Source organism: Synechococcus sp. R70.1 (assembly GCF_047461675.1).
In the GTDB taxonomy this organism is placed as follows: domain Bacteria; phylum Cyanobacteriota; class Cyanobacteriia; order Thermostichales; family Thermostichaceae; genus Thermostichus.
Map to the genome: position 1 here is coordinate 34,783 of NZ_JANSHR010000098.1, position 14,735 is coordinate 49,517.

Consider the following 14,735-nt stretch of genomic DNA (forward strand, 5'->3'; position numbering starts at 1 on the left):
TCCCTAGCACCTTCTGGTCTTGCCGTCATCTAGCCATGCTAAAGAGCGACCGCTGGATCCGTGAGCAAGCGCAGCGGGGGATGATTGAGCCGTTTTGCCCCGAATTGGTGCGGGCCGTGGAGTGGAATGGACAAATGCGGCCTGTATTGAGCTATGGGCTTTCCTCCTATGGCTACGACATTCGTCTTTCCCCCGTGGAGTTTAAGATCTTTCGCCATGTGCCCGGTACTGTGGTAGATCCCAAGCGGTTTAACCCCAAGAACCTCGAACCGGTGGAGCTTCACCACGACGAGATGGGGGACTACTTCATCATCCCTGCCCATTCCTACGGGTTGGGGGTGTCTCTCGAGCGGCTGCAGGTGCCCGACAACATCACTGTCCTCTGCATCGGCAAGTCTTCCTACGCCCGGGTGGGGCTAATTGCCAACCTGACTCCAGCGGAAGCGGGGTGGCGCGGCTACCTGACGCTAGAGTTTTCCAACGCCTCTAGCGCTGACTGCCGGGTGTATGCCAACGAAGGAGTGGTGCAGCTGCTGTTTTTTGAGGGGGATCCCTGTCAAATTACCTATGCCGACCGTCAAGGCAAGTACCAGGATCAGCCGCAGCGGGTGGTGGTGGCTAGGGTTTAGCTGTCTGCCCCAGTCTATCGTTCAGACTGGCCGCCCAGCAGGTGTTGGGCAATGAAATCCGTATGCACCTCACCCCGCAAAAAAGCCTCGTGGCGCAGGATCTGCTGGTGAAAAGGGATCGTGGTGGGCACGCCCGTGATGGCGCACTCTCCCAAAGCCCGCTGCATGCGGCGGATGGCCGCTGACCGGTTGGGCCCCCAGACAATCAACTTGCCCAATAGCGAGTCGTAGTAAGGGGGAATGGTGTAGTCGGTGTAGATGTGGGAGTCCATGCGCACCCCTGGCCCACCGGGGGGCAAGTAGGCAGTGATGGTGCCCGTGCAAGGGCGAAACTGTTGCTTGGGATCCTCGGCATTGATGCGGCACTCAATGGCATGGCCTCGCAGTTGCACATCCTTCTGGCGAAAGGTGAGGGGCTGACCTTGGGCAATGCGAATTTGCTCGGCAATGAGATCTAGTCCCGTCACCATCTCGGTTACGGGGTGCTCTACCTGGATGCGGGTGTTCATCTCGATGAAGTAGAACTGGCCGTTTTTGTCCAGCAAAAACTCCACTGTGCCCGCCCCCACGTAGTTCACCGCCTTGGCTGCTTTCACAGCCGCGGCCCCCATGCGAGCACGCAAGCTCGGGGTTAGAGCAGGGCTAGGGGCCTCCTCCAACAGCTTTTGGTGCCGCCGCTGGATAGAACAATCCCGCTCGTAGAGGTGCACCACATTGCCATGGCTGTCAGCCAAAATCTGAAACTCCACGTGGCGGGGGCGCTCGAGGTATTTCTCCAAATAGATGCCCCCATTGCCAAAGGCAGCCTGCGCCTCCCCCTGGGCGGTGCGCATCATCTTCCGCAATTCTTGGGGATCTCGGGCCACCCGCATACCCCGCCCCCCACCGCCGGCCGTGGCTTTGAGGATCACGGGGTAGCCGATTTTCTCCGCTAGCCGCAGCGCCTCCTCTTCAGAGGTGATCAACCCGCGGCTGCCCGGCACAGTCGGCACCCCCACCGCTTGCATGGTCTCCCGCGCGGTAGCCTTGTCACCCATCTTGCGCATGGCCTCTGGGGAAGGGCCAATGAAAATTAGGTTGTGGTCGGCACACATCTCGGCAAACTTGGCATTCTCCGCCAAGAAGCCGTAGCCCGGGTGAATGGCATTGGCCCCGCGGGTAAGGGCTGCCGAGATGATGTTGGGGATGTTGAGGTAACTTTTGGCCACAGGGGCTTCCCCGACACAGACTGCCTCATCCGCCAGTTGGACATGAAGCGAGTTCTGATCCGCAGTGGAGTAGACAGCCACTGTGCGGATCCCCATTTCCTGACAGGTGCGGATAATGCGCAGAGCAATCTCGCCCCGGTTGGCAATCAGGATCTTGGTGATGGGCGGCATAAACCCTGAAAGCCAGCAGCCTCAAGCCGACGGATACCACGATGCTAACGTACCCCAGAACGACGCCGGGCAAGAGGTTCTTGCGCCCCCCTACTTACCCATTGGGAGGTTGCTGCCCTGCCAGGCGTTCCATCTCACAGGCCGACGATCTGGGTATTTTCAAAGGTGGAGAGAATCCTGTCCAGATCGCAAGCCTGCCGCAAATAGGTGGCGGTGGCGTCGCTGCCAAACTGGATTTCGTCTCCATCTTCGAGCTCTCGAAACTCTACCCGCTCCCCCCGAACGTAGAGGCCGTTGGTGCTGGGGTTGCCGTGGATGTCTCCATCGATGATTTGGTAGGTAAACCCGTCGGGAGAGGTGGGAGATTCAGTCTTCACCAAAAGGGCGTGGTGGCGGGAGACGTACTGGGAGTCGATGCGAATGCTGTTGCTTGGATCCCGCCCGAGGGAATAGAGCTCAGCTGTCAGCCAGTAAGCCTTAGGCCCTTGGCGATCTTTGACGATGAGCAGGTGATTGAGAGTAAGTTGACGAGGGGACGGAGTCATGGGGGAACAACCACTGGCATAACACGAAACGTAGCACGGGATCCCCGGCTAGGATCCCCTGACCGGTTGGGGGGCAACGCCAGCTCCCAAGCGGGCTAGACGTGTACAAAAGCATTGCGGAGAAAGCAAGTAGATTTTTGTAACAGATCCTCTCATAATAGGATCGAGCAACGCAGACCCTTCCTCAATCGCTCCATGAATGGTGCCCACTCGCCTCTTGTCGACCCGTCCAAAGCCACCAAGGCACCCAAGCTCATCGAGCTGCCGGAGGATGAAACCGAGGCTCAGCTTGGCGATCCCCAGAGCCTGCAGCGGTACGAATGCCGCGCTTGTGGCTATGTCTACGAGCCAACCCAGGGGGATCAGCTCAATCGCATCCCGGCAGGCGTGCCCTTTGAGGAGCTGCCCCCTACCTGGAGATGTCCGGTGTGCCGAGCCGATAAGCGCCTGTTCCAAGCGGTGGGCGCCAAGGGCAAGCCTTCCGGCTTTCAGGAAAACCTGCGCTACGGTTTTGGGGTTAACGTGATGACCCCTGCGCAAAAAAACCTCCTCATCTTCCTGGGGTTGGCGCTGGGGTTTCTGTTTTTGATGAGTTTTTATTTCGTCGAGTAACAGAATGGTGAAGCTCCTGAGGCTAGTGCTGTTGGCTGCCTTCTCGCTCCTGCTGATGGCAGCGGGAATGCCAGAGATGAAGGTGGTGCCCTGGGAACAGGTGGAGGTGCCCACCCAGAGCATCCTGCTGGATATTGCCTTCACCGGCACTAACCCCTCCCACGGCTGGCTGGTGGGCGACAAGGCGACCCTGCTGGAGTCCCAGGATGGCGGTCTGCACTGGCAAGTGCGCCAGTTGTCGGCTCTAGAGCCCGAGGCTTACTTGAGGTCGATTAGCTTTGCCGGGGCAGAAGGGTGGGTAGTGGGGCAGCCGAAGATCCTGCTGCACACCTTGAATGAGGGAGCGGACTGGACGTTGATTCGCCTTAGCAAGCAACTGCCAGGAGAGCCCCTCTTGATCCACGCCCTCGGCCCTGGCGCTGCCGAAATGGTAACCAATGTGGGAGCCATCTACCGCACAGAAGATGGGGGGCAGACCTGGCATGCCCAGGTGGAAGAGCCGATTGGGGCAATCAAAAACATTGCCCGCGGTCCTGGAGGGGAGTACCTAGCCGTTTCCTCGCGCGGCAGCTTCTACTTTTTGTACACGCCTGCAACCCAAGCTTGGAAGCCCTATCTGCGGGAGAGCTCTCGCCGTATCCAGAACATGGGCTTTGGCCCCAACGGCAGTGCCTGGAAACTGAATCAGGGGGCAGAGATTGCCTTTACCGACGACTTTACCTCTGGCAAATGGTCTAAGCCTCTGCGACCTGGGCGAGCCCTTAGCTTTGGCTATCTCGATGCAGCCTACCAAAACGACCACGACCTCTGGGTGGTGGGGGGCGGCGGCACGCTGATCCACAGCCCTGATGGCGGCAAGACCTGGGAGGAGGCCAAAAAGTTGAGCAGCATTCCCGCCAACTTCTACAGCATCGAGTTTTTCGGCCCCGACCGAGGGTTTATCCTGGGGCAGCGAGGCACGCTTCTGCGCTACGTCGGCTACGGCAGCTCCTGATCCCAGGGCAAGGGTGAAGAGAACCAGCAGGGATCCCGCTTCCCCACCGCGGCTGCTGGTGGCGGCCAGTGGCACCGGAGGTCACATCTTTCCAGCCCTAGCTGTTGCTGAGCAGTTGCCCACCTGGCAGATCGAATGGCTGGGAGTGCCGCAGCGGCTGGAGGAGAAACTGGTGCCAGAGTGCTACCCGCTGCATCGGGTCACCATGTCGGGCTGGCAGGGATCCCCTTTGCAAAAGCTGGGCTCCCTAATCCAGTTGGCCCGAGCAACGCGGCAGGTGCAGCAGATCCTCCGGGAGGGACGGTTTGACGCTGTGTTGACCACCGGTGGCTACATCGCTGCCCCGGCCATCTTGGCAGCTCGCTCGCTGGGAGTGCCGGTGCTGCTGCACGAGTCTAACCGTATCCCGGGCAAGGTAACCCGCTGGCTGGGAAGGTTTTGCCAGGTAGTAGCCTTGGGCCTGGCGGAAGCAGCGGAGCATTTGCCAGGAGTAGCTACCCGGGTGGTGGGCACGCCGGTGCGGCCAGAGTTCTATCAGCCTCAGCCCTTGCCTGCAGATCTGCCCATTCCAGAGGGGGATCCTTTGATTGTGGTGATGGGGGGGAGCCAGGGAGCGCAGGGCCTGAACCGCCTGGTGGCCGCCTGTGCCCCAGCCTGGTTGGAGGCAGGGGCCTGGATTGTGCATTTGACCGGCGGCAGTGAGGTCGGGATCCCTTCCCACCCCCGCTACCGCGCTTTTCCTTTCCGCACCGATGTGGCCGCTCTGCTGCAGCGGGCAACTTTTGCCATCAGCCGAGCTGGCGCCCTCAGCCTGGCAGAGTTGTGGGCCACCGCCACCCCCGCCATCTTGATCCCCTATCCGTTTGCCGCCGAAGACCATCAGTATCACAACGCCCTGGCTTTTGTGGAGCGAGGTGGGGGAGTGGTCCTGCGAGAGTCTGAAGAGAATTTGGACTCGCTGCGGCAAACGGCGCTAAGCTGGCTGGATCAGCCCCAGGTGGTTGCCCAAATGGCCGCTAACTTGAAGGCGACAGCTCTCCCCCCTGCCAGCAAGGCAGTTGCCGGCCTGCTTCAGGAGATCTGCCGAGCTTCCGCCCGTTAACTTCCCCAGGAGGCCAGCCGTGGTACAGCCGAGATGGGATCGGGACCCTTTTGCCGCAGCCGTCGACACCTCAGCCCGGCTGGAGCCTCGTCCTCCCAACACCATCGCGGTGGAATTGCTGTTGGCGCGCCTGGAACAGTGCTTTGGCGTCCCCCAACGTCCTTGCAGCCCCGACGGCCTGCCTCTCTATCCCGACCTCTTGGACGAATTGGTGGGCACAATCCTCTCCCAAAACACCACCGACCACAACAGCAGCCGCGCCTTTCGCGCCCTCAAAGCCGCTTTTCCCTCCTGGGAAGCTGTCTTGGCTGCCGACCCGGCCGAGGTGGCCCAGGTGATCCGTCCTGGCGGCCTGGCCCAACTCAAAGCAGCCCGCATTCGGGAGATTCTGGCTGCCATTGTCCAGCGCCAGGGATCCCTGAGCCTCGACTTTTTGCGGGATCTCGACGACGCGGACGCTCTGGCCTATCTCCTCTCCCTGAAGGGGGTGGGACTGAAGACAGCCGCCTGTGTGCTGTTGTTTGGCCTGGGCCGGGATCTCTGCCCGGTGGATACCCATGTGCATCGGGTGGCCAACCGTCTTGGCTTGGTGCGGGCCAGACATCCCGACGACACCTTTGCCCAACTGTTGCCGCGGATCCCGACAGGCAAGGCTTATTCCCTACACGTCAACCTCATCCGGCTGGGCAAACGCCTCTGTAAGGCGCGCCTGCCCGACTGCGGTCGCTGCCCCCTGCACCACGAATGCCCCTCCGCCCTGCTGCGGCAGCGCTGATCCCTACTCTGCCGGCCTAGGGGAAGAAGGGATCCCGTTTTCGCTCCCCTCTGAGGCAGGAACTTCCGGCTCGAGGACTTGCCGCACAGATTCAATCTCTTGGGAGAGCAACACCCGCTCCCGATCCAGGAGGCCAACCACATGCTCCGGATCCTCCCGCGAGACTACCGGCAACTGGCGCAGATCGTACTCGTACATCGGCTCGGCAGCCACCGCCACCGCCTCGTCGGGGAAAGTGGTGAGCACAGGCGACTGGCTGACCTGCTCTACCGTCAGTTCGGCCACTTCCCCGGCTCCCCTATGGGCTAAGGCCCGCTCGAGGTCTTCCAGGGTGAGGATGCCCCGCAGCCGATCTTGCCTGTCCACCACCAAAGCGCTGTGGCACTTTTGCTGCAGCAAACGCTCCAGGGCCTCTCGCAGAGGCGTATCCTGTTGCAGCAGCAGAGAAGGAGGCACCATGACCTCTTGAACTGTTAGGCCCTTGGGCTCCTGCCTGCGGCGGGCGGAAGGGTAAACAACTGGCGGGTGCAAATGCTCCGTTAGCCAAATGCTCAAGCCCACCGCCGCCATCACCGGCAGGGCAATGTGGTAGTCCCGCGTCATCTCAAACAGCAGCAGAATTGCCGTCAGGGGAGCCCGCACGCTGGCTGCCAGTACCGCCCCCATGCCCACCATGGCATAGGCGGCAGGGGGAGAGAGGGCAAAAGCAGGCAAGACCCGTCCCACCACCTGGCCATAGCCTGCCCCCAACACCGCCCCCAGGAACAGGGCCGGGGCAAAGGTGCCCCCGACAAAGCCGCTGCCCAAGCTCACCGCGCTGAGGAATACCTTGCCCAGCAACAGCAAGCCCAACTGGCCAAGGGAAAAGGGCACTCCTTGCAAGATCGACTCAATGGTCTCGTAGCCCACCCCCAGCGCTAACGGGATCCAGAGGCCAACACCGCCGAGGATGGCACCGCCCAGAATGGGCTTGCTCCAGGTTGGCCAGGCCGCCATGCGGCTAAATAGCTGCTTGCCCCCCTCCAGGGCATAGCTAAAGGCCAGGGAGACCAAGCTGGCCAAAAAGCCCAAGCCCAAATAAAGCGGCACCTCCAGCAGACTGTGAAGCTCGTAGGCAGGCAAGACAAAAGCCGGCTGCGTAATGGTTGGCAGCAGGAAGGCCGGCTGCGCCCCTAGCCCCACTTGAGCAATTAGAGCGGAGACCACTGCCGCCAGGACCACCACGCTGACCGCAGAGGTGGTAAAAGAGCGGGCCAGGGCCAGCTCCAAAGCCAAGAACACCCCTGCAATCGGTGCGTTAAACCCCGCCGCCAAGCCCGCTGCCGCCCCGGCAGCCATCAATAGCTGCACCCGCTCCCGCGCAAGACGGAGGTTCTGCCCTACCAGGGATCCCAGCAGGGCGCCGCTTTCCACACTAGGAGCCTCCGGACCCAGAGAGGCTCCCGCCCCCAAGGAGATGGCAGCGGCCACGAGCTTAAGAGGGATCCAGCTTGGCCGAGGGAGGAAGGCTCGGCTAGGACTTACCAAGCTGGAGAGGCTGAAGTTGGGAAGAGGCAGGGCCACCTTCAGCACGCCAATCAAGAGGCCTCCCAAGAGCGGTGCCAAAGCCGGGACCCAGAATCCCAACTGCTCCAGGCCATAGGGTTGGACAGCCTTGGCAAGGTTGCCGAGCAGAAGCTCTTGGAAGAGATGGCGACACCAGCCAATCAAATAGCGAAACCCAACCACCCCTAGGCCCGTGCCCAGGCCGACGGCTGCTGCCAACAGCAGCACCAGATTCTCAGAGGAGAGGCGCAGGCGGGGATCCGCACTCATAGGGAGCCTAACTGGAGGAAGGCAACGTCAGGATCTCCACGCCGGTTTCAGTGACAGCAACAGTATGCTCAAACTGGGCAGAAAGCTTGCCGTCTGCCGTCACCACTGTCCACCCGTCGGAGAGCACCCTCACCTCCCAAGTGCCCTCGTTGATCATTGGCTCAATGGTAAACACCATGCCCGGGCGGAGCTTTTCCCCCTTTCCTCGCTCGCCGTAGTGAGGGATCTGGGGGGCGGTGTGGAACTGCCGTCCCACCCCGTGGCCGACAAAGTCCCGCACCACGCTGTAGCCCTGGGACTCGGCGTACTCCTGGATGGCTGCTCCAATGTCCCCCACGCGGCCCCCGGGTCTTACCGCAGCAATGCCCCGCCGCAGGCATTCTTCGGCCACTTCCACCAGGCGCCGGGCTCGCTCGGAGGGCTTGCCCACAAAGAAGGTTTTGGAGGCATCGCCGTGGTAGCCATCCAAAACGGGAGTGACGTCGATATTAATAATGTCCCCTTCGCGCAGGATTTGCTTGGGGCTAGGAATGCCGTGGCAGACAACGTGGTTGACACTGGTGCAGATGGACTTGGGAAAGCCGTGGTAGCCCAGTGGGGCGCTTCTAGCACCCTGGGCCCGCGTCCAGCGCTCGGCCTCGTCGTTGAGCTCTTGCGTGGTTACTCCCGGCTGCACCATCGGCTCCAGGTGCTTGAGCAAATCCGCCGCCAGGCGGCAGGCCCGCCGCATCTTCTCCAGCTCCCGCGGCGAGAGCAATACAATTGGCTGTGCAGCTTGGGCAAGCTGGCTCATGCCTGTCTGGAGGGCAGATCCCAACTGTTGCCTCCAGCGCTGAGAGCGGCGGCCCAGGTTGGTTAACAGCGACCGCATATCTTCCATCGTCAAACCCTTCCCTTCTCTAACACTCCCTCAATTCCTAGGCTGGGACAGGCAGGGATCTCTGCCTGACTTAGCATTGGCCGCCTTCTAGCCCCTCACAGACTCTGCCCCCATCGGCTTATTCTCCGCCGCTGGCGGATCCGGCGTACCAGCCACAGCCCAAGAAAATAGCTGGCCAAAGCTCCCCAAAACCCAACAAAGGCGCAGCCAACAAAAAGCGTGCCCGACACCTCCAGGCCCCACTGCATCCAGTTTTGGGGTGCCGCCAGTTCCGCAGGGGCAAAGGCCGTCGTGGATCTCAGTAGCCATTGCCCAACCCGGTAGTTAAACGCATAGATGGGCACATAGGTAAGAGGGTTGCTCACCCAGGTTCCTGCAGCTGCTACCAGCTTGTTGCCCCGCAGGGGAACTGCCAGCAGCAGGGCAGCTAGGGTTTGGAAGCCGAAGATGGGAAAACAACCGGCAAAGACCCCTGCCGCCAGGCCCCGGGCAATTTCTTCGGGAGAAGATTGCATCCGCAGCAGGCGCAAATACAGGTAGCGCAACCAGCGCCTCCAGCCCGCCTCTTGGCGGGGCAAAGTCAGCCTAGGGGGAGATTCCAGATAGGGCATGGCGGATCCCCCTGAACTGGCAAACCAAAAAGGGGGGCTCATGGACAGTCACTGAGAAAAGGTGTTAAGCCTTGTAAATCCAGTGTATCTTTCCCAGTGCCCAAGACAAAAGGCTCTTGGAGAGTCTGCTAGCTGAGCTTGCTCACCAAAGCCAGGAGGAAGTTAAGGCTTAAGTAGGAAACCAGCGCCAACAAAAAGAAAAACAGGGCAAGGTTCAACGCAGCTCGCAGGGATCCCAAGTTAGGCTTTTCAGGCGGAGGGGTCATGTCAGCTTAAGGTGTAGGGGTTGGTGTAGCTGCTTGGGGGGAAGCTGAGGATCTTTGTTGGAGGAGCTCTTGCAGGCGCACCCGCACTCGCTGATTTAGGGTGGGATCCTCGTTGGCCAAGGTCATCAGCTCACGGTATTTGGCCACCGTCAGCCCCTGCTTCTCGACAATGCGGCTGGCCTGGGCCTCAGTACGCTGCATAATCTTCTCATACTCAGCTTCGCTTTGGGTTTCTCGCAGCTGGGCGCTAGCCTCGCGAATTAGAGGATCCAGCTCCAACAAAATGCGCGCCAACTGCTCCACCTGCGCGTCGGTGACCTGAGCTGCAGTCAAAGAGGGAGAAACCTGCGGGCTGGGAGCCGCTCCTCTAGCCGGGGTAGCTGTTGCAGTAGGACTGGGGATCGGGGTAGAGCCCTTGGATCCCTGGGCCCAAACGGTCAGGGCACCAAAGCCGAGTCCCAAACCCACTAGAAACGTCAATTTCCTCATGGCCAAAATTCCTTAGTAACTAAAGACAGCCCGAAACCCTACTGGCACAGTCCTGCCTGGAGACAGGGTAGCAGGAGGTTTGGTCTCTGCACTAAGGGTTTAGCGCAAGGCAGGAGACCTGGACTAGTATCTTGTATCTAGTATCTTGTATAAAGTGGGGGATTGGTTGTAGAATCGTGAGGAAATCCGCCAAGGATTGCTCCTTTCGGCGAAGCTAGGTTTGCCGGTCTACAATCAGCTGCTCCCCTTCTAAGCTGGGGAGTTGCCCATAGTGGGGCTTGGCTATTTGCTCTGCTGGGGTTGTTCTTTGCATTTTAGGGCTCTCGGGCAGTAATGGAGGTAGGTTGCTGTACAGGACTTCTTAGTGCAAGCTTTTTGCCTCTGCAAAAGATGGCGACAAAAAACGGCGAGGACTATTGATTTTCTTAAGCAATCTTGATATATTCTTTGCGACTGTTTCGTAATCCTTCTGTGGGAGGCTTACATTGGTCAGGAAAAGAAAGCGTAAGAGCCGCCGCCGCTTGGAAGGGCGCAAAATTTTAGATCTTGTTCCTCAATATAAGCTAGACAGTGGTGAAGAAAAGTCTGTTACTGCGGCTCGAAGGTACATTCAGGAAAACTCTATTCAGCCGCCAGCGCTTATCTTGGTTCGACGAAATGAACATACCGTTGACCGCTTCTTTTGGGCAGAGAAAGGACTATTTGGTGCCCAGTACGTTGAAGAAAATCACTTTCTTTTTCCCAGCTTGCGTTCTCTCTTAGCAAAAGTTGCAGCGGAGAAACCAGAGAGGAAGTCTTCTAAAGCTCTAGCCGCTGCCCCTCAGTAGCCTCTCTAGAAGCTGAGATCCCCCTTTTGGGGGGTTTGTTTTTCAGATCCCTTCTGTTCCTGGCCTGGCAAGGTCTCAAGGTTCTGCAGCGTTAACCTTTTTTGCGGCAGGGCAGCCAAGTGTTTTCCTGATTGAGCTAGCAGTAGACCTTTGCCCAACTAACTTTGAAGATCTGGGCGGCTACAGTGGGGCTGCTCGGCAGAGCTGACAACCTTGAGCTGGAGCGCCGTCTCATTGTGAGAATAGGAGCTAGAGGGCTAGTCTCGCCTCTCACCTAGAAAGCCAATCCTGGGGTAGTAAAGTCAGAACACGGGAACCCAGAGGAGGGACAAAGGCATGAAAGCCATGATCCTGGCAGCCGGCAAGGGAACGCGGGTACGGCCCATTACCTACATGATGCCGAAGCCGATGATTCCCATTTTGCACAAGCCTGTCATGGAGTTTTTGGTGGAGCTGCTGCGGGAACATGGCTTTGACCAGATCATGATCAACACTAGCCACCTCGCCCACCAAATTGAGGACTACTTCCGGGATGGCCAGCAGTGGGGAGTACACATTGGCTTTTCCTTCGAGGGCCATTTTGAGAACGGCCAGCCGGTGGCCGAGCCCCTGGGATCTGCTGGCGGTATGCGCAAGATCCAGGATTTCTCCGGCTTTTTCGACAGCACCTTCGTGGTGCTCTGCGGCGATGCCTTGATTGACCTCAACCTGACCGAGGTGGTCAACTTCCACAAGTCTAAGGGGGCGCTGGCCACGGTAGTGCTGCGGGAGGTGGATCCCAGCCAGGTCTCCAGCTATGGGGTGGTGGTTACTGATGAAACGGGTCGGGTTACGGCTTTCCAGGAAAAGCCAAGGCGAGAAGAGGCCCTTAGCAACACCATCAACACAGGCATCTATGTCTTTGAGCCGGAGGTGTTTGACTATATTCCTCCTGGCCGTCCCTACGACATTGGCGGCGATCTCTTCCCTACTTTGGTTAAAGTCGGCGCTCCCTTCTACGGCGTCAAGGCTGACTTCCAATGGGTGGACATTGGCCGTACCCACGATTACTGGCTGGCTGTGCAAAAGGTGCTGCGCGGGGAGATCAAGGGCGTCAAGGTACCGGGGATCCAGATTCGGCCCGGCGTCTGGACAGGGATCAACATCCGTGCCAACTGGGATCGCATCCACATCGAGCCGCCAGTCTACATCGGGGCCAGCACCTACCTGGCAGACGGGGTAAAGCTCATCGGCCCCACGGCCATTGGCTACGGCTGTGTCTTAAACGAGGGGTGTACGCTGGATGCCAGCCTCATCTTCAACTACACCCAAATTGCTGCAGGGGTAACCCTGCGCCACCAGATGGTGATGGGCCGCTACTGCATTTCCTCCGATGGCAATGCCATCGACACGGAGGAGTCCAACCTTACCTGGCTCATTGGAGATGCTCGCAGCCATGGCAACGGCAAGTCCCAACCCCGCTAGCGCCCTCTACCTCTACGGGATCGTCGCTGCCCCTGGCCCGCGCCACCTGAATGTAGTCGGCTTGAACAAGCAGCCGGTGCGGGTTCACGTGCTCGGATCCCTGGCCTTCCTCTATTCCCAAACCTGCCAGGAGCGTTACCTGGCTAGCCGGGCCAACCTGCTGGCTCATGAGGCCGTTTTGGAAAGCGTCATGAATGAGGGCCATCGCACCCTACTGCCACTGCAGTTTGGCCTAGTAGTGAGCAGTTGGGATCAGGTGGAGCAGGATCTGGTCAAGCCACGCCTGGCCGAGCTCTTGGCCTTGCTGCAGCGCCTAGAGGGCAAGCGGGAGGTGGGGGTAAAAGTCTTCTGGGATCCCGAGCGAGAGCTCCAGTTGGGGTTAGAAGAAAACCCCGCCCTGAAAGCCCGCCGCGACGAGCTGGCTGGCACTCCGCTGGGGCTGGAGGCCGTCGTGGAAATGGGACGGGCTTTGGAGCAACTTTTGGAGCAGCGACGCCAGCATATTGCCCACACCTTCACGGCTGCCCTTGCTCCCCTTGCCAGCGATTGTGTGGAAGGAAAGCTGCTTACCGAGAACATGGCCTACAACAGCGCTTTTCTCATTAACTGGGAAGATGAGCCGGCTTTTGCCCAAAAAGTGGAGGAGCTGGATCAAGCTTTTCAGGGACGGCTGCGCATCCGCTACAACAATTTCACTGCTCCCTACAATTTCGTCAAGCTTTGACCGGCCTGTATTCCTCCCCAGGATTGAGAACATGGGCTTGCAATTTAGGGCGGAGCCATTTCAGGCCAGATTCATATCGGCATCTGGGGAAGGCTATTCAACATCGTTGCCCAGAGTGATCACTCCCAAGGAGTCTTTCGATGGCCGCAGTAACCGAAGCCAAAAAAGAAGTCCAACAGGAAAAAAAGATTTGGGCTGATGAGGAACTCATGGCGCTGCCTAAAGATGGGCACCGCTATGAGGTTGTCAATGGAAAACTGGTAGACATGGGAAGTGCAGGGGCACTGCATGGAAATCTTACTATCACTCTAAGTTCAGCTCTTTTTGCAGTTGTCAAGGCCAAGAAGCTAGGCGCCCTGTTCGATTCCAGCACCGCTTTCAGGATGAGGAGTGGAAATCTGCGATCGCCCGATATTTCCTTCTTTGCCAGGGAACGCTTACAAGGGATGGCCGAGCTGCCCACTGGCTTTTTGGAAGGGGCTCCGGATCTGGCCGTTGAAGTGCTATCTCCTAGCAACACCGTAGAGGAAATCGAGGGGAAAATTGCCGACTATTTCGAGAACGGTGCCCGCTTGGTCTGGGTCATCAGCCCAACTCAGCGCTACGTGTTGGTCTATCGCTCTGCTCACGAGCCAGATCGCCTGCTAAAGTCCGCAGATACCCTCGAGGGGGAAGAGGTGATCCCTGGCTTCCAGTTGCCGCTTGCCGAGCTCTTCCAGAAGCTGCCTTTCTAGCCTGCCCTTAGATTGTCCCAAAATTAAGAGGTGGCGATGGCCACCCCAAGAAAAAGACTTTCCCAGCCAATGTCAAACCAGCGCCGGCACCCGCGCGCCAGCCAGAGCCTCCTTGAGCGCCCGCACCTGGGCCACCATGGCTACCTCGTCCTGGAGGCGGCTGACAGCTTTGCCCACCCCCACCGCCGAGGCCCCAGCAGCGATGGCTAGGGGCACCGTTACCGTCGAGAGGCCGGAGGCGCAGATGACCGGCACGGAAACTACTCGGCTAATCTCATAGGTGGCAGCTAGGGTGGGGGCAGCTTTCTCAATGAGGCCCAGGGATCCGCTATGGCGCGGCTCAGCGCTGGTGCTGCCCTCGGTTTGGATGAAGTCAGCCCCCAGGTCTTCCAGTTTCTCCGCCAGCTCCGCCTGCTGATCCAAAGGCAGCGTGTGGGGAACGGTTACCGATAGGAGGGTGCGCGGCAGGAGGGAGCGGGTTTGGCGAGTGAGCTCCAAAACCTCTTCTGCGGAGAAGACGCGGCCTGAGGGGTAAAAGCTGTCGTAGTTGCCAATTTCGGCCATGTCAGCCCCTGCTTGCACCGCAACAGCCAACTGCTGCGGATTCACTGCCGACACGCAGATGGGCAGATCTACTTGAGCCCGCACCACCTGCACCAACTCGGGACTGGCAGCAATATCTACCCAGGTGGCCCCTCCCTGCTGGGCAGCACGGGCAATTTTTAGCACGGACTCCAGGTCAAAGTTCTGCAGGCCGCTGATGATCTTGAGGGCACGGCGCTGGGCAAGAGCGTCAAAAAGAGCAGCTTGAGAGGCAGGGGTCATAGAAGTGTCAGGTCAGCTTATTCAACGAGACAGAATGGAGAGGGAAAGCCAAGGGGCCGCTGTT

General features: G+C 59.4%; 17 protein-coding genes. 9 read left to right on the forward strand and 8 right to left on the reverse strand.

Features of this window, described 5'->3' with window-relative positions; translation table 11 throughout:
• Positions 1 to 35: 35 nt before the first annotated feature.
• Entirely contained in the window at positions 36 to 629 is a 594-nt protein-coding gene (gene dcd / locus NW807_RS10170) for a dCTP deaminase (protein WP_414395239.1), read from the forward strand.
• 14 nt (positions 630 to 643) lie between these two features.
• Here the strand turns inward: dcd and accC are convergent, their stop codons facing one another.
• A complete protein-coding gene (gene accC / locus NW807_RS10175) occupies positions 644 to 2,008 on the reverse strand; it encodes an acetyl-CoA carboxylase biotin carboxylase subunit (protein ID WP_414426030.1) in 1,365 nt (454 codons plus the stop codon).
• A gap of 134 nt (positions 2,009 to 2,142) precedes the next feature.
• Entirely contained in the window at positions 2,143 to 2,553 is a 411-nt protein-coding gene (locus NW807_RS10180; RefSeq protein ID WP_414405769.1) for an FHA domain-containing protein, read from the reverse strand.
• A gap of 195 nt (positions 2,554 to 2,748) precedes the next feature.
• Between NW807_RS10180 and NW807_RS10185 the strand changes: the two genes are divergently transcribed.
• The 4 genes from NW807_RS10185 to NW807_RS10200 are packed head-to-tail and all read left to right on the forward strand — an operon-like array spanning position 2,749 to position 6,036.
• Positions 2,749 to 3,165: a rubredoxin gene (locus NW807_RS10185; RefSeq protein ID WP_414395233.1), complete on the forward strand. Its 417-nt coding sequence runs from the start codon at positions 2,749 to 2,751 to the stop codon at positions 3,163 to 3,165.
• Between the two features lie 4 nt (positions 3,166 to 3,169).
• Positions 3,170 to 4,159, forward strand: a complete 990-nt coding sequence (locus tag NW807_RS10190; RefSeq protein WP_414405768.1) for a photosynthesis system II assembly factor Ycf48 — start codon at positions 3,170 to 3,172, stop codon at positions 4,157 to 4,159.
• Between the two features lie 13 nt (positions 4,160 to 4,172).
• Complete coding sequence (murG, locus tag NW807_RS10195; protein WP_414426031.1) at positions 4,173 to 5,261, forward strand: undecaprenyldiphospho-muramoylpentapeptide beta-N-acetylglucosaminyltransferase; 1,089 nt, start codon at positions 4,173 to 4,175, stop codon at positions 5,259 to 5,261.
• 19 nt (positions 5,262 to 5,280) lie between these two features.
• Positions 5,281 to 6,036 carry an endonuclease III domain-containing protein gene (locus NW807_RS10200; protein WP_414426032.1) on the forward strand — a complete coding sequence of 252 codons (756 nt, stop codon included), beginning with the start codon at positions 5,281 to 5,283 and terminating at the stop codon, positions 6,034 to 6,036.
• A gap of 3 nt (positions 6,037 to 6,039) precedes the next feature.
• Here the strand turns inward: NW807_RS10200 and NW807_RS10205 are convergent, their stop codons facing one another.
• The 5 genes from NW807_RS10205 to NW807_RS10225 all read right to left on the reverse strand — a co-directional run bounded on the left by NW807_RS10205 (position 6,040) and on the right by NW807_RS10225 (position 10,097).
• Complete coding sequence (locus NW807_RS10205) at positions 6,040 to 7,851, reverse strand: chloride channel protein (protein WP_414426033.1); 1,812 nt, start codon at positions 7,849 to 7,851, stop codon at positions 6,040 to 6,042.
• Positions 7,852 to 7,858: 7 nt separating this feature from the next.
• A complete protein-coding gene (map, locus tag NW807_RS10210; RefSeq protein ID WP_414395566.1) occupies positions 7,859 to 8,644 on the reverse strand; it encodes a type I methionyl aminopeptidase in 786 nt (261 codons plus the stop codon).
• Between the two features lie 182 nt (positions 8,645 to 8,826).
• Positions 8,827 to 9,342 (reverse strand): DUF2062 domain-containing protein, encoded by a 516-nt coding sequence (locus tag NW807_RS10215; RefSeq protein ID WP_414426034.1) that lies wholly within the window; start codon positions 9,340 to 9,342, stop codon positions 8,827 to 8,829.
• 128 nt (positions 9,343 to 9,470) lie between these two features.
• Positions 9,471 to 9,608, reverse strand: coding sequence for a hypothetical protein (locus tag NW807_RS10220; protein WP_414405763.1), 138 nt, complete (start codon positions 9,606 to 9,608; stop codon positions 9,471 to 9,473).
• A 6-nt stretch (positions 9,609 to 9,614) separates the two neighbouring features.
• The gene (locus NW807_RS10225) at positions 9,615 to 10,097 is read right to left on the reverse strand and encodes a DUF4168 domain-containing protein (protein WP_414426035.1); all 483 of its coding nucleotides are present in this window, start codon (positions 10,095 to 10,097) and stop codon (positions 9,615 to 9,617) included.
• A 485-nt stretch (positions 10,098 to 10,582) separates the two neighbouring features.
• Between NW807_RS10225 and NW807_RS10230 the strand changes: the two genes are divergently transcribed.
• The 4 genes from NW807_RS10230 to NW807_RS10245 all read left to right on the forward strand — a co-directional run bounded on the left by NW807_RS10230 (position 10,583) and on the right by NW807_RS10245 (position 13,846).
• Complete coding sequence (locus NW807_RS10230) at positions 10,583 to 10,924, forward strand: DUF3155 domain-containing protein (protein ID WP_414405762.1); 342 nt, start codon at positions 10,583 to 10,585, stop codon at positions 10,922 to 10,924.
• A 336-nt stretch (positions 10,925 to 11,260) separates the two neighbouring features.
• Positions 11,261 to 12,388: a sugar phosphate nucleotidyltransferase gene (locus NW807_RS10235; RefSeq protein WP_414395220.1), complete on the forward strand. Its 1,128-nt coding sequence runs from the start codon at positions 11,261 to 11,263 to the stop codon at positions 12,386 to 12,388.
• On the forward strand, positions 12,360 to 13,112 hold the full coding sequence (locus NW807_RS10240) for a GvpL/GvpF family gas vesicle protein (RefSeq protein ID WP_414426036.1): 753 nt from the start codon (positions 12,360 to 12,362) through the stop codon (positions 13,110 to 13,112). Before NW807_RS10235 ends, NW807_RS10240 begins: the two co-directional genes overlap by 29 nt.
• Positions 13,113 to 13,321: 209 nt before the next feature.
• Positions 13,322 to 13,846 (forward strand): Uma2 family endonuclease, encoded by a 525-nt coding sequence (locus tag NW807_RS10245; protein ID WP_414426059.1) that lies wholly within the window; start codon positions 13,322 to 13,324, stop codon positions 13,844 to 13,846.
• Between the two features lie 72 nt (positions 13,847 to 13,918).
• Here the strand turns inward: NW807_RS10245 and NW807_RS10250 are convergent, their stop codons facing one another.
• On the reverse strand, positions 13,919 to 14,671 hold the full coding sequence (locus tag NW807_RS10250; protein ID WP_414426037.1) for a DUF561 domain-containing protein: 753 nt from the start codon (positions 14,669 to 14,671) through the stop codon (positions 13,919 to 13,921).
• Positions 14,672 to 14,735 lie beyond the last annotated feature (64 nt).